This is a genomic window from Bradyrhizobium sp. CCBAU 45321, from assembly GCF_028128975.1.
Lineage (GTDB): Bacteria > Pseudomonadota > Alphaproteobacteria > Rhizobiales > Xanthobacteraceae > Bradyrhizobium > Bradyrhizobium yuanmingense.
Genome location: NZ_LFKZ01000017.1, coordinates 417,141 through 438,476, shown reverse-complemented (window position 1 = coordinate 438,476; position 21,336 = coordinate 417,141). Strand labels below are relative to the sequence as shown.

General features: G+C 64.6%; 19 protein-coding genes. 7 read left to right on the top strand and 12 right to left on the bottom strand.

Features of this window, described 5'->3' with window-relative positions:
• Nucleotides 1–99: 99 nt before the first annotated feature.
• Nucleotides 100–915, bottom strand: coding sequence for an acyl-CoA thioesterase (locus tag ACM43_RS08075; protein WP_157283396.1), 816 nt, complete (start codon nucleotides 913–915; stop codon nucleotides 100–102).
• Nucleotides 916–1,139: 224 nt separating this feature from the next.
• The gene (locus tag ACM43_RS08070) at nucleotides 1,140–3,656 is read right to left on the bottom strand and encodes a glycogen/starch/alpha-glucan phosphorylase (protein ID WP_271539533.1); all 2,517 of its coding nucleotides are present in this window, start codon (nucleotides 3,654–3,656) and stop codon (nucleotides 1,140–1,142) included.
• Nucleotides 3,657–3,859: 203 nt separating this feature from the next.
• Here ACM43_RS08070 and ACM43_RS08065 point away from each other — a divergent pair, with 203 nt between their 5' ends.
• The gene (locus ACM43_RS08065) at nucleotides 3,860–4,093 is read left to right on the top strand and encodes a hypothetical protein (protein ID WP_036014169.1); all 234 of its coding nucleotides are present in this window, start codon (nucleotides 3,860–3,862) and stop codon (nucleotides 4,091–4,093) included.
• A gap of 23 nt (nucleotides 4,094–4,116) precedes the next feature.
• Here the strand turns inward: ACM43_RS08065 and ACM43_RS08060 are convergent, their stop codons facing one another.
• Entirely contained in the window at nucleotides 4,117–4,980 is an 864-nt protein-coding gene (locus tag ACM43_RS08060; RefSeq protein ID WP_036041864.1) for a LysR family transcriptional regulator, read from the bottom strand.
• A gap of 109 nt (nucleotides 4,981–5,089) precedes the next feature.
• On the opposite strand from ACM43_RS08060, the gene ACM43_RS08055 reads away from it, so the two are divergent.
• Nucleotides 5,090–6,001 carry a DMT family transporter gene (locus ACM43_RS08055; RefSeq protein ID WP_157283392.1) on the top strand — a complete coding sequence of 304 codons (912 nt, stop codon included), beginning with the start codon at nucleotides 5,090–5,092 and terminating at the stop codon, nucleotides 5,999–6,001.
• Between the two features lie 113 nt (nucleotides 6,002–6,114).
• Here ACM43_RS08055 and ACM43_RS08050 read toward each other — a convergent pair whose 3' ends face one another.
• From ACM43_RS08050 to ACM43_RS08025, 6 genes are all read right to left on the bottom strand, one after another.
• Entirely contained in the window at nucleotides 6,115–6,885 is a 771-nt protein-coding gene (locus ACM43_RS08050) for a TIGR02186 family protein (protein WP_036014162.1), read from the bottom strand.
• Complete coding sequence (locus ACM43_RS08045; RefSeq protein WP_057027507.1) at nucleotides 6,882–7,799, bottom strand: sulfite exporter TauE/SafE family protein; 918 nt, start codon at nucleotides 7,797–7,799, stop codon at nucleotides 6,882–6,884. The genes ACM43_RS08050 and ACM43_RS08045 overlap by 4 nt, the downstream gene beginning before the upstream one ends.
• 196 nt (nucleotides 7,800–7,995) lie before the next feature.
• On the bottom strand, nucleotides 7,996–8,931 hold the full coding sequence (locus ACM43_RS08040) for a transporter substrate-binding domain-containing protein (protein ID WP_157283391.1): 936 nt from the start codon (nucleotides 8,929–8,931) through the stop codon (nucleotides 7,996–7,998).
• 89 nt (nucleotides 8,932–9,020) lie between these two features.
• The gene (locus ACM43_RS08035) at nucleotides 9,021–9,611 is read right to left on the bottom strand and encodes an SCO family protein (protein WP_271539528.1); all 591 of its coding nucleotides are present in this window, start codon (nucleotides 9,609–9,611) and stop codon (nucleotides 9,021–9,023) included.
• 24 nt (nucleotides 9,612–9,635) lie between these two features.
• A complete protein-coding gene (locus tag ACM43_RS08030) occupies nucleotides 9,636–9,830 on the bottom strand; it encodes a hypothetical protein (protein ID WP_036014155.1) in 195 nt (64 codons plus the stop codon).
• A 127-nt stretch (nucleotides 9,831–9,957) separates the two neighbouring features.
• The gene (locus ACM43_RS08025; RefSeq protein WP_198399710.1) at nucleotides 9,958–10,479 is read right to left on the bottom strand and encodes a hypothetical protein; all 522 of its coding nucleotides are present in this window, start codon (nucleotides 10,477–10,479) and stop codon (nucleotides 9,958–9,960) included.
• A 282-nt stretch (nucleotides 10,480–10,761) separates the two neighbouring features.
• On the opposite strand from ACM43_RS08025, the gene ACM43_RS08020 reads away from it, so the two are divergent.
• On the top strand, nucleotides 10,762–12,420 hold the full coding sequence (locus tag ACM43_RS08020; RefSeq protein ID WP_271539525.1) for an FAD-binding dehydrogenase: 1,659 nt from the start codon (nucleotides 10,762–10,764) through the stop codon (nucleotides 12,418–12,420).
• 36 nt (nucleotides 12,421–12,456) lie between these two features.
• Here ACM43_RS08020 and ACM43_RS08015 read toward each other — a convergent pair whose 3' ends face one another.
• From ACM43_RS08015 to ACM43_RS08005, 3 genes are all read right to left on the bottom strand, one after another.
• Nucleotides 12,457–12,762, bottom strand: coding sequence for a hypothetical protein (locus ACM43_RS08015; protein ID WP_271539523.1), 306 nt, complete (start codon nucleotides 12,760–12,762; stop codon nucleotides 12,457–12,459).
• Nucleotides 12,763–12,803: 41 nt separating this feature from the next.
• On the bottom strand, nucleotides 12,804–14,909 hold the full coding sequence (locus tag ACM43_RS08010) for a HAMP domain-containing methyl-accepting chemotaxis protein (protein WP_271539521.1): 2,106 nt from the start codon (nucleotides 14,907–14,909) through the stop codon (nucleotides 12,804–12,806).
• Between the two features lie 488 nt (nucleotides 14,910–15,397).
• Nucleotides 15,398–16,405 carry a PAS domain-containing protein gene (locus tag ACM43_RS08005; protein WP_271539519.1) on the bottom strand — a complete coding sequence of 336 codons (1,008 nt, stop codon included), beginning with the start codon at nucleotides 16,403–16,405 and terminating at the stop codon, nucleotides 15,398–15,400.
• Nucleotides 16,406–16,586: 181 nt separating this feature from the next.
• Here ACM43_RS08005 and ACM43_RS08000 point away from each other — a divergent pair, with 181 nt between their 5' ends.
• From ACM43_RS08000 to ACM43_RS07985, 4 genes are all read left to right on the top strand, one after another.
• A complete protein-coding gene (locus ACM43_RS08000) occupies nucleotides 16,587–17,519 on the top strand; it encodes an alpha/beta hydrolase family esterase (RefSeq protein ID WP_271539517.1) in 933 nt (310 codons plus the stop codon).
• A 112-nt stretch (nucleotides 17,520–17,631) separates the two neighbouring features.
• A complete protein-coding gene (locus ACM43_RS07995) occupies nucleotides 17,632–17,982 on the top strand; it encodes a RidA family protein (protein ID WP_027575148.1) in 351 nt (116 codons plus the stop codon).
• Nucleotides 17,983–18,095: 113 nt separating this feature from the next.
• Nucleotides 18,096–18,461 (top strand): nuclear transport factor 2 family protein, encoded by a 366-nt coding sequence (locus tag ACM43_RS07990; protein WP_271539515.1) that lies wholly within the window; start codon nucleotides 18,096–18,098, stop codon nucleotides 18,459–18,461.
• A 250-nt stretch (nucleotides 18,462–18,711) separates the two neighbouring features.
• Entirely contained in the window at nucleotides 18,712–21,297 is a 2,586-nt protein-coding gene (locus ACM43_RS07985; RefSeq protein WP_271539513.1) for a ligase-associated DNA damage response DEXH box helicase, read from the top strand.
• The last annotated feature ends 39 nt before the right edge of the window (nucleotides 21,298–21,336 follow it).

Below are 21,336 nucleotides of genomic sequence, written 5' to 3'. Positions count from 1 at the left end.
ACCGTCATTGCGAGCGCAGCGAAGCAATCCAGGAATTCCCTCCGCGGAGACAGTCTGGATTGCTTCGCTGCGCTCGCAATGACGAGTTTGTGGAAGCGGCTACGCCTTGAAATACGCGATCTGCGTCGTGGTCGCGAGCAGCCGGCCGTTCGGCGACCACAGCTCGGCGTTCTGGTCGGCGTAGCTCTTGTGCATGATCTTCGAATCCGCCGTCGTCAGCACGCGCGTGATGTCTTCAGCCGCGAGCTCCTCGGCGTCGGTGTGGAAATAGGTCGTCAGCGACACCGTGCCGAACGGCACCAGCTCGCGCCTTGCGTGGAAGATGCGGCCGAAGAAGGCGTCCGACATCGACATCAGCGACAGCATGTCGAGCTTGCGCGGCGTGCGGTCGCTGATCCAGATCTTCGAGTAGGTGCTGGCGGGCTCGGCCTGCGGCGGGCCGATCCGCATCTCGCCCTCGACGAAGCGGAATTCGTACTGGTTGGCCCAGGATGCCGAGATTTTTGGGAACGGCAGCGTCTCCTCGAACGGCTTGGCGTCCGGATATTGCGCCACCCTGTGCTCCCAGGACGGACGGCGTTCGGCGAACACCGCCGTGGCGAGCGTTGCGACCTCGCCGCCGCCCTGGCTGAGCTCGACGCTCCAGTGCTGGCTGGAGCGGTTGGCCTTGACGAGGCGCACGTCGAGATCGAACGGACCCTTGGCGATCGGCGCACAATAATTGACGGTGAGCGCGAGCGGATCGCCGGCGGCTTGCGGATGCTCGATCAGCGCCCGCAAAATGGTCGCGGCGGTGGCGCCGCCGAACGGGCCGACAAAGGCCCAGTAATCGTCGCTGGTGTGTCCCTGCCAGCTAGAGTCACCGGCGGTGACGCGCGTGGCCTCGTCGAAGGGGTGCGGGAGCTTGGCGTGCATGTTGGTCCTCGATGCCTCCACAGCCGTCATTGCGAGCGTAGCGAAGCAATCCAGACTGTCTCCGCGGAAGATTCTGGATTGCTTCGCTGCGCTCGCAATGACGGCGGTTGAGGTTGCGGCGTCGTGTCACAACGCCGCTTAGGGGATGATGACGATCATATCATCATCCCTCGCGAAGGATGCAATAACCTCGCAGGTAACGCCGCTTCCACGCCGCGGAAAAATCAGCCTGCGGCGTCGCGCAGGTTCGGCAGCAGCGGCGTGGTCGGATTGACCGGCACGTTCCAGATCTCCTCGGCATATTCGCGGATGGTGCGGTCCGAGGAGAACCAGGCCATGCGCGCGACATTGAGGATCGAGGCGCGGGTCCAGGCCGGCGCCACCTGCCAGCGCGCATCGACCGCGCGCTGCGCCTCGTAGTAGGAATCGAAATCGGCGCTGACCATGTAATGGTCGAGATAACGCAGCGCGTGCGCGATGGATTCGAAACGGCCGGGGTCGCCGGGCGAGAACTCGCCGGCGCCGATCGCGTTGATGGCACGCTGCAGCTTCGGCGACCGGCGGATCACGTCGGAAGCATCCAGTCCCTGCTTGCGCCGGATCATCACGTCGCCGGCTTCCATGCCGAAGATCGCGATGTTCTCGGTGCCGACATGGTCGCGGATCTCGATATTGGCGCCGTCGAGCGTGCCGATGGTGATGGCCCCGTTCAGCGCCAGCTTCATGTTGCCGGTGCCGGAGGCTTCCATGCCCGCGGTCGAGATCTGCTCGGACAGATCGGCCGCGGGAATGATCACCTCGGCGAGGCTGACATTGTAGTCGGGCAGGAACACGACCTTGAGCTTGCCGCCGATCGCGGGATCGTTGTTGACGATTTCGGCGACGTCGTTGATCAGCTTGATGATCAGCTTGGCGTAGCGATAGCTCGCCGCCGCCTTGCCGGCGAAGATCTTCACCCGCGGCACCCAATTGCCGTTGGGCTCGTCCTTGATCGCCTGGTACAGCGCGACCGTTTCGATGACGTTGAGCAGCTGGCGCTTGTATTCGTGGATGCGCTTGATCTGCACGTCGAACAATGCGCCCGGGTCGACCCTGATGCCGAGCCGTTCGCCGATCAGGCGGGCGAGCTGGGCCTTGTTGTGGTGCTTGACGCTGCGGAACTTCTTCTGGAACTCGACGTCGCTGGCGCGCGCCTCGATCAGCGAGAGCTGGGTCGGATCGTCGAGCACGGCATCGCCGCAGCTCTCGCGCAACAAATCGGTCAGCTTCGGGTTCGCCAGCATCAGCCAGCGTCGGAAGGTGATGCCGTTGGTCTTGTTGGTGATCCGTCCGGGATAGAGATGGTTGAGGTCGTGGAACACGGTCTCGCGCATCAGGTCCGAATGCATCGCCGAGACCCCGTTGATGCGATGCGAGCCGACGAAGGCGAGCTGGCCCATGCGCACGCGGCGGCCGCTCTTCTCGTCGATCAGCGAGACCGAGGCGCGGAAGTCGATGTCGCCGGGGCAGCGCGCCTCGGCGAGCGCCAGATGCTGCACGTTGATGCGGTAGATGATCTCCAGATGCCGCGGCAGCAGCCGCTCGAACAGCTCGACCGGCCAGGTCTCCAGCGCCTCCGGCAGCAGCGTGTGGTTGGTGTAGGAGAGGGTGGCGACCGTGATCTTCCAGGCCTCGTCCCAGCGGAAATTGTGGAGGTCGACGAGGATGCGCATCAGCTCGGTGACGGCAAGGCTCGGATGGGTGTCGTTGAGCTGCACGGCGACCTTGCCGGCGAGGTTGCGCAGCTGGCCGTCGGAGGCGAGATGCCGCTTCACCAGGTCCTGGAGCGAGGCGGAGACGAAGAAATATTCCTGGCGCAGCCGCAGCTCGCGGCCCGCCGGGCTCTCGTCGTTCGGATAGAGGAACTTGCAGATCGCCTCCGCGCGCGCCTGCTCGGCGCTGGCGCTGACGTAATCGCCTTTGTTGAAGGCGTCGAGCTTGAGCGGATCGGGCGAGCGCGCCGACCACAGCCGCAGCGCGTTGACGTGCTGGCCGCGCCAGCCGACGATCGGCGTGTCATAGGCGATCGCCTGCACGGTTTCAGCAGGATGCCAGATCGAGCGGTCGCGGCCCTTGTCGTCGACATGCTCGACGCCGCCGCCGAAATTGACGTCGTAGATCACCTCGGGCCGCTGCAACTCCCAGGGGTTGCCGAAGCTCAGCCATTCGTCGGGATATTCCTGCTGCCAGCCCTGATTGATGATCTGGCGGAACAGGCCGTAATCGTAGCGGATGCCGTAGCCGATCGCGGGGATCGACAGCGTCGCCATGCTCTCCATGAAGCAGGCGGCGAGCCGGCCGAGGCCGCCATTGCCGAGCGCCGCATCCGGCTCGCATTTGCGCAGCTCCGGCAGCGAGACGCCGAGATCGCCGAGCGCGACCTCGAAGATCTTGAGCAGGCCCATGTTGTTGAGCGCGTCGGTGAAGAGCCGGCCGATCAGGAATTCGAGCGAGAGATAGTAAACCCGCTTGCGGCCGGCGTCGTAGCTGTGCTTCTCGGCCGTGAGCCAGCGATGCACGATGCGGTCGCGCAGCGCGAGCGCCGCGGCCTGGTACCAATCGTGCCTGGTCGCCATGCCAGCGTCCTTGCCGATGGCAAGGCGCAGCTTTGCCAGGATTGCGCCCTTGATCTCGGCCAGCGCGAGTTCGTCGATGGGCTGCCCGGGGGCCGGAAAACTGGGCTGGAACGATGAATCCTGCAAAGCCGTTACTTCCTAGGTCGAAACAACTCTTAACTGTACGCGTCTTGCCCTTGCACCGGAACTGTCGCCCGCGTGGCCGTGCACTGCGCTGGCGCAAATTTATGCAAGGAATGGGCCGAATTGGGAACCCGGAGGAGCACGGAGAAACCCAGATTCGGTGCTAGATTACGAAAGATTCAGCCATCAGTGTGGAGAAGCGGACCGTGAGACTGCTGATCGAAATCGCCACTGCGGCCCTGCTCGTCGTCTGCATCAGCGCCACCAGTGCGGCGTTTGCCGCCGGCACGACCGGTCGCAGCGCCGATGGCCTCAGCTGCGGCTTCACAGTGCCGCAGAAGGCGTCGCCCGCAGCCCGCTGCGCTGCGATCAAGCGCCAATGCGGCGGCAAGTTCTACGCAAGCGCGTGCGGCGACAAGCTGATATCCGCAGCGAATTGAGAGCCGTAGGAGCTTTGGCGAGCTCAAGCCGCCTTGCTCTGCACCGCATCGCAAAACTCCGCGAGACGGTCCGCAAGCCGCAGCGTCGCCGGGCTCGCATCCGGCGAAGCCATCAGTGCGACCTCGGTCTTGTTGATCGGCGCAAAGCCGTCCTTCGCCGTCAGCACGCGGTGGTCGGTCTGGATCGCCATCTCCGACAGGATGCTGAGGCCCATGCCGGCGGCGACCGCGGCCTGAATGCCGGCGAGGCTCGATGAGGTGTAGGCGGTGTGCCAAGCGCGGCCGGCCGTTTCCAGCGCGTGGATGGCGCCGGCGCGGTAGATGCAGCCGAGCGGAAAGCCGATCAGCGGCACCGACGGCACGTTGACGTCGACCGGGTGGCTCTTGCTGGTGACCCAGTGCACCCGCTCCGGCCACACCGCGATCGCGTCCTTCGCGCCAGCCTCGCGCTTGTAGAGCGCAAGGTCGAGCTCGCCGCGTTGGAGATCGCGGGCGAGATGCTTGCTCTGGTCGGCGCGCACGTCCAGCCGCAATCCCGGATGCGAGCGCGAGAACGCGCCCAGCAGTTTTGCCAGCCGGTAAGCGGCAAAGTCCTCGGGGATGCCGAGCCGGATCGCGCCTTCGCTGTCAGGCTGGCGCAGCACGTCACGCGCCTCCTCGGCCAGCGAGAGCAATCGCCGCGCATAGGACAGCAGCCGCTCGCCGGCCTCGGTCGGGCGCACGTCCTTGCCGTCGCGGTGCAGCAGCACCTGACCGACATCCTCCTCCAGCCGCTTGATCTGCTGGCTCACGGTCGATTGCGTGCGGTGGACGCGCTCGCCGGCGCGGGTGAAGCCGCCGGCCTCGACCACCGAGACGAAGCTGCGCAGCAGCTCGAGATCGAGCATGGCCGCCTCCATTAAGAAATCCACTGGGCATGAGTTAATCATTTAATTTCCAAATGACAAGCAGCCTCCCTAGATCGAGGGCAGAAGAAAACATCCGAGAATGCCCCTCATGTCGCTCGCGACCTCGCTTCCCGCCCCCCGCAGCCGCTTCAACACATTGCCGCTCGCGATCGGCCTGTTCTGCCTGCTCTGGAGCTACGCCTTCATCGCTGGCAAGATCGGCGTCACCCATTGCCCGCCGCTGATCCTGCTCGCCGCGCGCTTCTCGCTCGCGGGTATCTTGATCCTGGGCGCCACGTTGATCCGCGGCGAAGCCTGGTCGTTGTCATGGCGCGATGCCGCGATCTTCGCGGTGCTCGGCATCGCCAACAACGCGCTCTATCTCGGCCTCGGCTACACCGGCCTGCAATCGGTCTCCGCCGGCCTCGGCGGCCTGATCGTGTCAGCCAATCCGGTGTTCACCGCGGGCCTTGCCACGCTGCTGCTCGGCGAAGGCATGACCTGGCGCAAGGCGAGCGGCCTCTTGCTCGGCATCATCGGCGTGACCGCAATCGTCTGGCACCGCCTGTCGGTCGGCACCGATTCGCTGCACGGCGTCGTCTTCACGCTGGCCTCGCTCGCTTCGATCGTGGCCGGCACCATCCTGTTCAAGCTGCTGGCGCCGAAGGGATCCCTGTGGATCGGCAATGGCGTGCAGAACCTCGCGGCCGGCATCGTGCTGACACCGGTCGCGCTCACCTTCGCCGATGTCGACGCGATCGACTATACGCCGAGCCTGATCGGCGCCTTCGCCTTTCTCGTGCTCGGCGGCTCGATCATCGCTTCTTGGCTCTGGTTTCGTCTCTTGAAGACGTGTGGCGCCACCGCCGCCAGCGCCTATCATTTCCTGATGCCGCCGCTCGGCATGCTGTTCGCATTCCTCGTCCTCGGCGAGCACATCGAGGCGCGCGACCTGCTCGGCATCATTCCGGTCGCGCTCGGCATCTATCTGGTGACGCGGCCGGCGAAGGCGGTGGTGTAGGTGGAGGCCCCGCTGTTCACTACCGTCATTGCGAGGAGCTCTTGCGACGAAGCAATCCAGACTGCCGCAGCGGAGGCAGTCTGGATTGCTTCGCTGCGCTCGCAATGACGGGGCTAGTCCTTCCTGAACACGATCGAGGCCATCCACCCCGTCATCAGCGCCATCGCCACGGTGGCGAGGCCGTAAATCAGGCCGTTCTGGCGGGCGGTGGTGGCGACGAACTGCTCGAAGCCGACCTTGACGATCTCGAAGGCGGTCTCGGTCTTGCCGATGAACGCGCCGTTGGCAAACAGCTTGATCTCGATCTCATAGGTGCCGATCGGCACCTCCGCGGGCAGCGGAATGCCGGTGCGGAACAGCGTCGGCGTCAAGAACGTGACCGCGCTTCCGTCTTCGCGATAGAGCCCGCGCTGGGTGCGCAGGCGAATGAAGGCCGAGCGGAACGCATCGTTCGGCACCACGTCGGCAAAGTCGCCGCTGACCCGCTGCGTCAGCAGCACGTTGTTGAGCCCGATCTGCTGTCGCCGCGCGATCTCGGGCGAGGTGATGGCGTCGAGCGGGCGGTTGGCGAACAGCGCGAGATAGCTCGGCACCTGCAGGAACTGGCGGTAGTCGGTGTTGATCCAGATGCCGAAGGTGCGCTCCTTCCGCCGCGTCACCATGTCGGCGCGCGGGCCCATCACGGTGACGACGAGATCGTAGGCCGTGCGGTCCGCGGGCGTCGTCGTATCCTTCTCGACCGAGCCGAACAGCACCAGCTCCTCGCCGGAATAGTTCGGCGTCACCGTGACGCGGTGATTCGAGACCGACACGATCAGCCGCTCGGCCCGCGCAGCGCCGCCGAGCAGCAGGACGAGGACGATGGCGAGAAGCATGCGCCTCATCGGCTCGCTCCGAGCTCGCGGATGGTGAAGAGATCGGAGGGCTGGATCACCAGCTCGATCGCGAAGCGGATTCCGACCGAGAGGATGAGCAAGCCCAGCAGCAGCCGCAGCTGCTCGCCGCGGATCTTCTGGCCGGCACGGGCGCCGAACTGCGCGCCGGTGACGCCGCCGACCATCAGGATCAGCGCCAGCACGGCATCGACCAGGTGATTGGTCGCCGCGTGCAGCATGGTCGCGAACAGCATGGTGACGACGGTGAGAACCATCGAGGTCCCGATCACTGTCGAGGTCGGCACCCTCAAGAGATAGATCATGATCGGCACCAGGATGAAGCCGCCGCCTATACCCATGATGGCGCCGATGAAACCGATCACGATGCCGACGATCACCACGGGGATGACCGAGAGATAGATCTTCGAGCGCTTGAACCGCATCTTCAGCGGCAGGCCGTGGATCCAGTTGTGGGTGCGGCGCGGCGGCAGCGCCCCGCGCCGGGTCCGCATCAAGGCGCGCAATCCTTCCGAGAACATCAGGCTGCCGACCGTGGTGAGCAGCACGACGTAGGAGAGCGCGATCATCAGGTCGAGCTGGCCGAGCGCGCGCAGCTGGGTGAAGGTCCAGACGCCGAGCGTCGTGCCGGTCACGCCGCCGCATAACAACACACTCGCCAGCGCCGGATCGATCGCGCGCCGCCGCCAATAGGAGAGGGCGCCGGAAAAGGAGGAGGCCGCGATGTGGCTCGCCACGGAGGCCACCGCGACCGCCGGCGTGATGCCGATGAAGATCAAAAGCGGCGTCATCAGGAAGCCGCCGCCGATTCCGAACATGCCGGAGACGAAGCCGACCGCAGCGCCCATGGCGAGCACCAGGAAGACGTTGACCGGAAGATCGGCGATCGGGAGGTAAAGCTGCATTGAACCTGCGCACCGGCGAGACGGATCGACGAACGCGGAATGCTCGCGGAGAGGACGGAACGATTACCGCGTCCTTCAATAGCGGAATTCGCCGGCGGGCGGGACCGGGAATTTCAGGCGTGGTGAATGGGTATGACGCGCGCGTGATGATCTCTGCGATCGTCCGCACTCCCGCTGCAGGCGGAGAGGCGAAAGGTCAGAACGGACTGACCGAGAAATACCGTAGCCAGAGATCAGTGTAGCGGCCTTTTTCCCAGATCCGGAACATCGCCCAGTTCAGGGCCTGGCGCAGCACGTCGTTGCCCTTGCGCACGGCGATGCCGATGCCCTCGCCGAAGAAGCGGCTCTCGACGAACGGACCGCCGGAGAAGGCGCAGCAATCGGCCGAATCCGTGCCGTTGATCCAGAACGCCAGCGAGATGGCGTCGCCGAAGATGAAGTCGACCTCGCCCCTGCGCAGAGCTGCGCGCATCGCATCGTCATTGGGGTAGGCGTGCAGCTCGGCGTCGGTGAACATCGCCTTGAGATACGCCTCGTGCGCCGAGCCGGCGATGGCGCCGACCTTCTTGCCCTCGAGATATTCGGGGCGGATCTCCGGCATCACCGCATCCTTGCGCGAGACGAAGCGCGCCGGCACGCGATAATAGGGATCGGTGAAGTCGACGCGGGCGCGCAGCTGCGGGCTCACCGCCATGGAGGCGATGATGGCATCGCCCCGGTTGGAGGTGAGCGCATCGACCAGCGTCTCGAAACGCCGCATCTGCACCGTGCACGTGACCTTGATCTCCTCGCACAGGGCGCGGGCGAAATCGACGTTGAAGCCGGCCGGGTTGCCGTCCGCACCGGTGTAGTTGAACGGCGGATAATCGGTCTCGGTCAGGAAGCGGATCACGGTGAGGCGCGACAGGTCAGGCCGTTCGGGGCGCCGGCGCGGGTCCCAAAACCCGGGCACCGCCTGCGGGGCGGCCTGGGGCGCCGCCTGAGGGGTGGTCTGAGGTGCCGTCGGCGGCCGCTTGGCGGGGGCTTGCGCGTTCGCCTCGGTGAGGCCGCCGAGCAGGCAAAGGCCGGCAACCAGCCCTGCCAGCAAGCCACGGACAGATTTGAGCGATTTCGCCTGTTGCGATGGAGCCATCGGCCGAAGGAATGAATTTCGTCGGGATCGGAGGGCCTTATAGACCATCCCGCCGGGAACGCGAGCGCCGATTGTAGCCAGCGTGAAGCTCAGAGATAGCGCTTCAAATCAACCGCTGCCTCTTCCGGCGTCCGCTTCAAATTGAACGGCGAGACGAACCTGCCCTCGCGGTCCATCAGGTAGATCAGTGCGGTGTGGTCCATCGTGTAGTCGCCGTCCTTGGTCGGGACCTTCTTGGCATAGACCCGGTAGGAGGAGATCACCTTGGCGGTCTCGGCGGGGTCGCCGGACAGGCCCTGGAGGTGCGGATCGAAGCTCGACAGGTAATCCTTCATCGCCGCCGGCGTGTCGCGCTCGGGATCGACCGAGATGAAGATGGCATTGACCTTGTCGGCGTCCTTGCCCAGCGCGCGCAGCACTTCCGAGATCTCGAACAGCGAGGTCGGGCAGACGTCGGGGCAATGGGTGTAGCCGAAGAAGATCAGGGTCGGCTTGCCCTTCAGGCTCTTGTCGGTGACGGCCTTGCCGTTCTGGTCGGTCAGCTGGAACGGGCCGCCGATCGCGGCCGGCTGTGCCACCTTGCCGACCCCGCCCATGGCCCAGAACATGATCAGGAGCCCGACGACGAGGCTTGCGGCGAAGGCGGTCGCGATCACCAGCGGACGGGTGGCGGAGCTCATGGGCGGAAAACTTCCTGTCGCAGGTCAGAAGCAGGCGGCAAAGCCGGTCCTGATCATTTCGAAGAACACCTGGCTGCCATAGTGGAACCAGAGCGCCAGCGCGCCGATCACGGCGAGTCCGCCGATTGCAGCGCCCGCCCACAGCAGCACGGATGGCATCCGCCCGGCAGTGGGCGAATTGTCCGATAGCCGATGTGCCGGGTGCAGCGGTTGAGCCATGACAACGATCGGGACGAAGGCCCCGGTTCCCTGGCTTTCAGATAGGCTTTGCGCCGGCTGCGGGCAAGGCGCCGCCAGCAGGCAAGACGCCGCGGCGGCGCCAAAGGACGCCGCCAGCCTGTGGATGTCAGTGGAGGAGCTGGCCCCGGGCGGATTCGAGCGGGTCCGCTTGCGGGAGCGACCGGCGCGACGGCCTGGTCGTCGAGGCCTGCGCGTCAAGGTAGCACGGCTTGTACATGGCCTGGAGCTGCTTGCCCCTCAGGAAGAGCATCCGCGGGGTGAGGCCGCCCCGCTGGCCGATCCAGCGCCTGATCTGCGAGGGATACATCGCGTACAGCATCTGGGTCGCTTCGGGATTGGTGATGGCGCGGCCGTTGGCGCCGAAATCCCAGGCGGCGTGGAAGCCCAGCGTCGCATGCGAGGTCACGCAAATCCGGTCGTGCGGGATAGCACCGAGGACGATGGTGCAGGCCGAGGCACAGAGGCCATCGATGATGACCGTCTCGCCCGATTGCCTGAGGTCCTGGTACTTGTCGACGTAGGTTCCGATCCGGCCGCCGCGGTCGTCCGCGATCCGAACCACCGCGTGAGAAGCCCCCATGCCTGCGATCAAGAGAACCGCCGCAAGCAACCCCGTCAGAAACTTCATTTTCCCCCGCCCCAGTCGAATTCGAATCTGTGTGTCAGGTGGTGATGCACGGCTAGCGTCGGTCGTAACCGAGGTTTTGTCTAGGCAGGTCTGCTGGCTCAAAACAAATTCAAATCCAGTGTTGCGTCCGCGCTGCACCCGGCCGGTCTCCATCCCAAAGTGGAACAAGTTAACGAGGTCTTGCGCGCCATACCCTTGATCTCAGTTGCCACCGCTGGCTTCAATCCGGGCAACTACAGGGGGGAACCCTTGGGGAGGAGAAGAACTTGGAGGGGGAAACGCATGGTTGAAGAAACGGATGTCATCGTCGTCGGCGCGGGACTATCGGGCCTCGTCGCCGCCACCGAGATCGCTGATGCGGGCAAGCGCGTGATAGTTGTCGACCAGGAAGGCGAGCAGTCGCTCGGTGGCCAGGCGTTCTGGTCGTTCGGCGGATTGTTCCTGGTCGATTCGCCCGAGCAGCGCCGGCTCGGCATCAAGGACTCCTACGCGCTTGCCATGCAGGACTGGCTCGGCACCGCCGGCTTCGACCGCGACGATGATTTCTGGCCGCGCCAATGGGCCGAAGCCTATGTGGCCTTCGCGGCCGGCGAGAAGCGCGGCTGGCTGCGCGCGATGGGCCATCGCTTCTTTCCCGTGGTCGGCTGGGCCGAGCGCGGCGGCTATGACGCGATGGGCCACGGCAATTCGGTGCCGCGCTTCCACGTCACCTGGGGCACCGGCCCGGGCATCGTCGAGCCGTTCGAGCGCCGCGCGCGCGAGGCGATGAAGACCGGCCGATTGATCTTCCGATTCCGTCATCGCGTCGATGCGCTCTCTATCAGCAATGGCACCGTGGATGGCGTCAGCGGCGTCGTTCTTGCGCCCGATGATGCAGAGCGCGGCAAGAGCTCCTCGCGCAACGTGGTCGGCGACTTCGCGTTGAAGGCGCAGGCCGTGATTGTCGCCTCCGGCGGCATCGGCGGCAACCACGAACTGGTGCGGCAGAACTGGCCGAAGCGGCTCGGTGAGCCCCCGAAGTTCATGATCTCCGGCGTGCCCGAGCATGTCGATGGGCGCATGATCGGCATCACGGAAAAGACCGGCGCGCGGCTGATCAACCGCGACCGCATGTGGCACTACGTCGAGGGCATCCAGAACTGGAACCCGATCTGGCCGCGCCACGGCATCCGCATCCTGCCGGGTCCTTCCTCGATGTGGTTCGACGCCACAGGCACGCGGCTGCCGGCGCCGCTATTCCCGGGCTCCGACACGCTCGGCCAGCTCAAATACATCATGTCGACCGGCTACGATTATTCCTGGTTCATCCTGACCCAGAGCATCATCAAGAAAGAGTTTGCGCTGTCGGGCTCGGAGCAGAACCCGGACCTGACTGGCAAGAGCTGGCGCATGACGCTTCGCCGCGCCACCAACAAGGGCGCGCCGGCGCCGGTGGAGGCGTTCAAGAGCCATGGTGTCGACTTCATTGTCCGCGACAAGCTCGATGAGCTCGTTGCGGCCATGAACAAGCTCGCCGGCAGCGATCTCCTCAAGCTCGAGCACATCAGGATGCAGATCGAGGCGCGCGACCGCGAGATCGCCAATCCCTACGTCAAGGATGCGCAGGTCATGAACATCCACAATGCGCGCCGCTATATCGGCGACAAGTTGATCCGCACCGCTTCCCCGCACCGCATCCTCGATCCCGCGCATGGACCGCTGATCGCGGTGAAGCTCAACATCCTCACCCGCAAGACGCTGGGCGGGTTCGAGACCGATCTCGACTCCCGCGTGTTCGGGGAGGAGGGCCGCGTCATTCCCGGCCTTTACGCCGTCGGCGAGGCCGCCGGCTTCGGTGGCGGCGGCGTGCATGGCTATCGCTCGCTGGAGGGGACTTTCCTGGGCGGCTGCCTGTTCTCGGGCCGCAATGCGGGCCGGGCCGCCGCCAAGACGGTGGGGTGACCGACGAGGTTGGCCGTGCACGGCCTCGCACCGGCCTCAACGGCGGCGAAGCATCTCCTGCAACAGGCGTTCAGTCAGTGAGAGCTGATCGAGCCGCAAATACAACAGCTCGTTCAGCTCAGCCATGTGGGCTCGAAGTCGCTCGGCCTCCTCCGGTCTGTCATCGAGATTTCGGACAAGGTCGCGGAGCGCCCTGAGACATTGCTGCATCGCCACGATGCCTTGCCGCAGCAAGTTGCAGTCTCTCATGGTGCTGGCGACCAGGCTGGTTTGGCGAAGCGGCAACGGGATGACGTTGTCGCGCGCGCCCGCTAGCGACTCTTGCGTGTTTCGATCGGTCATCGCGTTCGCTCATGTGGTCACGGCGGAGACCTGTCCCAGGGTCAGGCCGCGCGCACGGTGGTCAGGAACTGCTCGACCTCGGAGTGCAACCGCGCGCTGTCCTTCGACAGCATTTGCGCCGAGGCAAGCACCTGATTGGAAGCCGAGCCGGTTTCCGTCGCGCCGTGCTTCACCTCGGTAATGTTGGCGGCCACCTGGTCGGTGCCTTGGGCTGCCTGCTGGATGTTCCGGGCTATCTCCTGCGTGGCCGCTCCCTGCTCTTCCACCGCGGAGGCGATCGCAGACGATATCTCGGAGATTCGAGCGATTGTGCCGCTGATCTCCTTGATGGCGATCACCGAGTCCTGGGTGGCCGCCTGGATGTCTGAGATCTGATGGCCAATCTCTCCGGTTGCCTTTGCGGTCTGTTCGGCCAGTGCCTTGACCTCGGAGGCGACCACGGCAAAGCCGCGCCCCGCTTCGCCGGCGCGCGCCGCCTCGATCGTCGCGTTCAGGGCCAACAGGTTGGTCTGTCCCGCGATCGTGTTGATGAGCTCGACCACGTCGCCGATACGGGATGCGGCCTGCGACAGCTTGTTGACCTGGTCATTGGTCCGGTGCGCTTGTTCAACGGCTGCGCTGGCGATCCTGGCGGCATCCTGGACCTGGCGACTGATTTCACTGACCGACGAGCTCATCTCCTCGGTGGCGGAGGCAACAGACTGAACGTTGGTCGAGGCCTCCTCGGACGCGGCGGAGACCATGCCGGACAGCTCCTGCGTCGTCTCGGCCGTTTTGGTCAGGGTCCTGGCGGCGGCTTCAAGCTCCGTCGAGGACGACGAGAGCGTCTTGACGATGTCTCCGACCGTCTCCTCGAACTGACCGGCAAACTTGTTCATTTCCGCCTTGCGCTGAGCGGCGGCACGGGCTTCGGCCTGCGCCTGCTCGGCGCGCAGACGCTCGGTTTCGATCATGCTCTCCTTGAACACCTGGACCGCATCGGCCATCTCGCCGATCTCGTCGGCGCGACCCACGCCGGGGACTGACGTGGACATGTCGCCGGCAGCGAGCTTGCCCATGGCGGAGGTCATTCCTTGAATTGGGATTGCGATCGAACGCGAGGTGAGCAGCGCGATGATTGCGCCAAGCGCGAGTCCGAGCACAAGCAAGACCCACAAGACCAGCTTCAACAGCGAAATGCCCGACGCAACGTCGATGGCTTCCTGGATCAGCATCTTCTTCTGGTTGGACTTGATTCCACCCGAGCGCGTACCATCGCCACCTCTTGCGCCGTCAAGCAGGTCGAGAAGCTTGGCCGCACGAGGCGCTGCCTCGGTCACCAACAGGTAGACCGGCGCATTCCAGGCGGGAGACTCCCGAAGAGCGAAGATCTTCTCAAACAGCGGCGCGAACTCGGTCTTGGCCTTGGCGATCTTGTCGAAGGCGGCATGCTGTCCGGTCGTAAGCAGGTCCTTTCGCGAATGGACTCCGCCATAACCCTTCTCGAAAGCCTCCCAGGGCTTGAAAAATCTCTCCTTATCGGCCTGATCGCCCGTGAGCAGATACGTGCGGAGCTGGGCCGTTGCGGCAGCAAAATTGCCGCGCGTATCGGCCATCGCCTTGAGCAGCTTCTTTCGTTCCGCGGTGGCCTCCAGACCTTCCTCCTCATTGATCATCTTGGTGATCTCGGAAAAGATCGTTTCAGCACGCGGGGCCGCTTCGGTCGTCAAGAGCTTGGTCGCCGGATACGCGTCGGAGGTGAAGGCGATCGCTTCGGCCTTGTCCTGTGCGGCGCGAAACTCCCCGAGCAGCGTTCTGGCCTCCTGCCATTTCTGCTTGTTCTCTGGATTGGTGAACTGACCGGCCTTCTCGTCGAAAGCAGCAACCGTCGCATCCATCTCCTTCCACATCGCGGCGCGGTCGAGCTTGCCTTGCGGATTTCCGGTGAGCAGATAGCCTCGCAGGGTCGCCAGCGTGGAATAGAGATTGCCGACGAGTTCGGTGCTCGCGAGCGCGACCGGCACGCGCAGGTTCGCCATCCGATCGACGGTCATGGCAACTCCCCCCACCGCAAATACTGTATAGCCGACCGAAGCCGCAATGATCACGCATACCGCCGCAAAACCAGCGATCAATCTGCCGCGAATACGAAATTGAAAGAAGGACATAGGCAATACTCCTCAATATCCGAGTATCTCTTTGACACGCGTCGAAAGGCCACACGTGCCGATCGGGCAGCAGGCGATGATCCCTTCCACCGTCCACAGGGAATGAGGCAGATCAGCGTGACAGCGCTTGCCACAGCAATGAATGGAGCCGCTCCTTCGAGGCTGATCCATCCCGTTCTGCCGCTGCAAATTTGCCGATGCCACCGCCGGTCTAATAACAGCCCCGACCCCGATCATTACGTGTATCGGGAGGGTGGAAGAAGGTGCTTATCGCGACATTAAGAAAGATTTGCCGGCGACATTCGACGGACACGCAAAATTTGCGCTTACGGCCGCAAGCGCCTCAGTGCGGCGGCAGGGGAGCGCAATTTCGGCTCGGTTCGCCAGATCGTGGCGCACCACCATTCAAGAATTGCGGGTAAGACGAACTTAGTTTCATCTTCAAGGCGCAGGAAGTACGCAGGCCATCTTCGAATTTTTTTCTCCGATCATCGTGGCCTCACGCCCGGCTTGCCCACCGCGGGAAAAATGAACTCGACGCCCGCGGCCGAAAGTGTATCGCGAAGCTGGTTGATCGTCCCCTCGGGCATTCGCAGCATGCCATTCTGCTCCTCCAGCCGCCTGACCACCGCGGCGGAGAGTCCCGTTCGCGAAGCCAGTTGCTTGACCGACCAGTTCAGCATGCCGCGGGCTGCCCGCAGTTGCGCACCCGTAAGTTTCGCAGCTCCCGCAGGCTGAAGCGATAGTTTTGCCTGGTGCACATCCATGGAAATGCCGAGCCACTCCCGAATGACGCCGTCCGCCTCCGGGACCGGTACGGCCTTACAGCGGTACCAGCGGTAGGAGCCGTCGGGCTGGCGCAGCCGGTGCTCGACATCGTAGGGCCGCCCCGTTTCAGCCGCCACCAGCCAGTTGCGCAACGCCGTCTCGCGCTCCTCTTCGGGCAGGAGATCGATCCAACCGTTGCCGAACAATCGCTGCGCTTCCGCATTGTCGTCGGCCTTCAGAAGAGCCGTAATCCGACCGTCCTGGGTGCCAATCCACAGCACTCCACCCGTGATATCAATCAGCGCAGCGTAGCGGTCGGAGTCCATCTTGAGCGGCTGCAGCAATCTTCGTTGCTCGGTGATGTCGATAGCAAGGCCAAGCACGGATTCTTTCGCGCTGGCAGGATCCAGCAACACCTCCGACTGAATACGAATCCAGCGCAGCGCACCATTCGGCCGCACGATCCTAATCTCACCATTGAGCAAGGACCGGTCGAACATGAACTCGCGTGGATCGCGCTTCGGCCGGCGATCCTCCGGATGAATCCTTTTCTCGATCTCCGCGTAGGAGGGGGCAATCGTGAACGGATCGAGCCCAAGCAGGCGGTAGAAGCCGCGAGACCACTGCATCCGGCCCTCGGCGTCGTAGCGCCACAGACCAGCTCCGACCTTGTCTTCAAAAAAGCGAAGTATATCCCAGGGATCGAGATGATCTTGAAACTGGAGCAAGTCAGTGCCCCCAAACTAACAATGACCTATTTCAACCCTTAGTTGGGACAAACTCAATCCCCGATATACACGGAGCTTAAGATTTGAGCGGAAAACCTGCGACCGCCATGCAAGTCCGTGATGGCATTATTGAAACTCCAAACCAGGACGCGCCGCATTGAGCCTCGACCGGGTGCCAACCATGGCCTTTTCACGCCCCAGCTGGCTGTCTCCGCTTCTTTGCCTGACGATAATAATCTGCTGCGGTTTTCGCGCGTCCGCCGATACGGTCGACGTCAACGGGGTGAAGCGCTCCTACACCGCGCAGCTGCCGGCCAAGCGGCCCGCACCGCTCGTAATCGTGCTGCATGGCAAGACCCAGCGCGGCGCCGACATGGTTACACGGACGGCCTGGCCGCAGGTTGCCAAGCGCGAGGGCCTCGCCGTGGTGTTTCCGGACGGACTCAACAACGCATGGGCGGACGCGCGCACCAAGGCGGGGCCGGCCCTGCGCGGACCACCGGCGGGCACCGATGACGTCGCCTTCATCGCAAGGCTGGTCGAGAAGCTGGTGGCCGACGGCACGGCCGATGCGAAGCGCGTCTACGTCGCCGGCGTCTCCAATGGCGGTGCCATGGCGATGACCTTGGCCTGCGCGCGCGCCGATCTGTTTGCGGCGGTTGCGAGTGTCATCATGAATCTCAACGATGAAGCCGCCGTCACCTGTCATCCGTCGCGGCCGCTGCCGATGCTGCTCATGAACGGGACCGCCGATCCGCTGGTCCCTTATGAGGGCGGGCGCGGATCGAGCTATTTTGCCGCAGAGGGATTCTGGTCGACGGACGAGACGCTGGCGTTCTGGCGCAGGCTCAATGGCTGCGAGACCGACGACGCCGGGATCACCGACATGCCCGATGCGGCGCTGGCGGACCAGTCCACGGTGACGCGGATCAGCTCGCGCTGCCCGGCTGGGCACGACGTCGTGCTCTATCGCATCAATCATGGTGGCCACCGCATGCCAGGCTTCGCTCCGGATGCCCGCTTCCCGAAGGTCGCCAGGAACCTGCTCGGATCGCAAAACGGCGACATCGACGGCGCAGAAACGATCTGGACGTTCTTCAGTCGGTTTCCGTGAGCGGCGCAATGTTGGCCAACGCATGCGTGCCGGGCAACGCATGCGTGCCAGGGCTGGCACAGTGCAAATCGCTGGGCTAGACAGGGCCGCCATTCCAGTCAGGAGATCCCAGATGAGCATTCAGCGTTTTGAAACCGGCCCGCGCATGAGCCAGGTCGTCGTGCACGGCAACACCGTCTATCTCGCCGGTGTCGTCGCCAACAAGGCGGCCGGCGAAAGCGTGACGAAGCAGACCCAGGACATCCTGGCGACCATCGACGGCCACCTCGCCAAGGCCGGCACCGACAAGTCGAAGCTGCTCTCGGCCACGATCTACATCACCGACATGAAGACCTTCGGCGAGATGAACGCTGTGTGGGACGCCTGGGTCTCGCCCGGCAATACGCCTGCGCGCGCCACCGTCGAAGCCAAGCTGGCGGCCCCGCAATACACCGTCGAGATCATGGTGACGGCGGCGAAGTAATTTTTGCGAACACCTCACGCGCGTTGATGACCTCCGAGGTAATCGATCAACGCGCGTGAACCTTCGATAGTGACGGTCAGCCGGACAGCACGGCGCCATCGAAGGAGAGAACCATGACCGATCCCGTCACCATCGCCCGCCGCTACATCGAGCTCTGGAACGAGCGCAGCGCCGGCCGCCGCCGCGAGCTGCTGAGCGAAGGCTGGACGACGGATGCGAGCTACGTCGACCCCCTGATGAAGGGCGACGGCCAGGACGGCATCGAGGCGCTGATCGCAGGTGTGCAGCAGCGCTTTCCCGATTTCACATTCAAGCTGATCGGCGAGCCCAATGGCTACAGCGATCACATCCGCTTCTCGTGGGGACTTGGCCCTGACGGCGCCGACAGCCCGATCAAAGGCACCGATTTCGCCGTGCTGAAGGACGGCCGGATCAGGAGCGTGACCGGATTTCTCGATCAGGTCCCGGCCGGGGCGTGAGAGCGCTGGCCCTCGTCGCGCAGGCGAGGAGAGGACCGAAATTTGCACCTCACAAGCGGTCGTCATGCCCGGGCTTGTCCTGGGCATCCACGTTCTTCGTGCCGCGGGTAAGACGTGGATGGCCGGGACAAGCCCGGCCATGACGATGTCGAGTCTATCGTGCCTCAAATGGACAGCGCGTGAGCGATCGCCCTGTCGCAGGCCATAGTCCCCCTCGACGAAGCCATCCCTACGGCTTACCTGTCATGCCGTGCCGCCCCGTATCCTCCAGACATCGACCGAGCCGGCCGCCCTGCTGCCGGATCGCTTTCGGGCCTGGTTCGCAGCCCGCGGCTGGTCGCCGCGTGCGCATCAATTGGCGCTGCTGGAGAAGGCGGGCGAGGACCGGTCGGCGCTCCTGATTGCGCCGACCGGCGCCGGCAAGACGCTGGCGGGATTTCTGCCGACGCTGGTCGAGCTGTCGATGCAGCCGCTGACACGCGAGGCGGGTGCGAAGAAGAACCTCGTCTCCACCGGCCGCAGCGTGCAGCGCAGCGGCGGCCTGCACACCCTCTACATCTCGCCGCTCAAGGCGCTCGCCGTCGACATCGCGCGCAATCTCGAGCGTCCGATCGCCGAGATGGGCTTGCCGATCAAGGTCGAGACCCGCACCGGCGATACGCCGGTCTCGCGCCGTCAGCGGCAGCGGCGCTATCCGCCTGACGTGTTGCTGACGACGCCCGAGCAGCTCGCGCTGCTGCTCTCCTCGGACGACGCACCGTTCCTGTTCTCCTCGCTGAAGCGCATCGTGCTCGACGAGTTGCACGCGCTGGTCACGTCCAAGCGCGGCGATCTGCTCTCCCTCGGGCTGGCGCGATTGTGGCGCCTCGCGCCACAGATGCGCGCGATCGGCTTGTCTGCGACCGTAGCCGAGCCGGAGCAGCTCGCGCGCTTCCTGGTGCCACAGCCCGACGGCACGGAGCAGGCAGCCGACATCGTCCTCGCCGGCGGTGCCGCGCCGCCCGTGGTCGAGATGCTCGACACGCGCGAGCGGCTGCCCTGGGCCGGCCACAGCGCGCGTCATGCGCTCCCTGAAATCTACGAGCTGATCAAGGCCAACAAGACCACGCTGGTGTTCGTCAACACCCGCAGCCAGGCCGAGATGTTGTTCCAGAATCTCTGGAGCATGAACGACGATGGCCTTGCCATCGCGCTGCATCACGGCTCGCTCGACGTCGCCCAGCGCCGGAAGGTCGAGGACGCCATGTCGGCAGGCCGGCTGCGCGGCGTGGTCTGCACCTCCTCGCTCGACCTCGGCGTCGACTGGGGCGACGTCGATCTCGTCGTCAATATCGGCGCGCCCAAGGGCTCCTCGCGCCTGATGCAGCGCATCGGCCGCGCCAATCACCGCCTCGACGAAGCCTCGCGCGCGGTGCTGGTGCCCGCCAACCGTTTCGAAGTCCTGGAGTGCCGTGTCGCCATCGACGCCATCGCCGAGAATGCGCAGGACACGCCGCCCTTGCGCACGGGCGCCCTCGACGTGCTGGCGCAGCATGTGCTGGGCTGCGCCTGCGGCGAGCCGTTCTTGAGCGACGAGCTCTACGGCGAGGTCCGTACAGCCGCGCCTTACGCAAGCCTGTCGCGGCAGGATTTCGACGACGTCGTCGATTTCGTCGCCTCCGGCGGTTATGCGCTGAAGACCTATGAGCGCTTCGCCCGCATCAAGCAGGACAAGGAGGGACGCTGGCGCGTCGCCAATCCAAAGGTGCGGCAGAGCTACCGCATGAATGTCGGCACCATCGTCGAGGACGACATGCTGAAGGTGCGGCTGGTGCGCTCGCGCGGCAGCGGTGCAGGATCCACGGGCGTGATCGCGCGCGGCGGCCGGCTGCTCGGCGAGATCGAGGAAGCCTTCATCGAGGGCTTGAGTCCCGGGGATACCTTCGTGTTCTCAGGCGAGGTGGTGCGCTACGAGACCCTGGTCGAGGACCAGGTCTATGTTTCGCGCGCACATGACAAGGACCCCAAGGTGCCGTCCTACATGGGCGGAAAGTTTCCGCTCTCGACCTATCTCGCCGAGCGCGTGCGCCGCCTGCTCGATGATGGCCGCGCCTGGGGCGGCTTGCCAGAGCAGGTGCGCGACTGGCTGTCGCTGCAGAAGGATGTCAGCAGAGTGCCGGCGGTCCGCGAGCTCCTGGTGGAAAGCTTTCCACGCGCCAACAAGCATTATCTGGTCTGTTACCCCTTCGAGGGACGTCTCGCGCATCAGACCCTCGGCATGTTGCTGACGCGGCGGCTGGAGCGCGCCCGCGCGCGGCCGCTCGGTTTTGTCGCCAATGAATATGCCGTGGCAATCTGGGGCCTTGGTGATCTCTCCTTCATGATCCGCGACGGGCGGATCGACCTCGACGCGCTGTTCGATCCTGACATGCTTGGCGATGATCTCGAAGCCTGGCTCGCCGAATCCGCGCTGATGAAGCGCACCTTCCGCAACTGCGCGATCATCTCCGGCCTGATCGCCCGCCGCCACACCGGCGAAGAGAAGAGCCGCCGCCAGGTGCTGTTCTCGACCGATCTCGTCTACGACGTGTTGCGCAAGCACCAGGCCGATCACGTCCTGCTCCGCGCTGCGCGCGCCGATGCCGCGACCGGCCTGCTCGATTTGCGCCGCCTCAGCGACATGCTGATGCGCATCCACGGCCGCATCACGCACCGGGAACTCGACCACGTCTCTCCGCTCGCCGTACCCGTGATGCTGGAAATCGGCCGCGAGTCAGTTTATGGCGAAGCTGCAGACGAGCTCTTGGCCGAAGCCGCCGACGAACTCGTCAAAGAGGCGATGGATAGAAGCGGGTAAGACGTGACGGCAGGCGCGCTGATTTCGGGAGATGTCGAG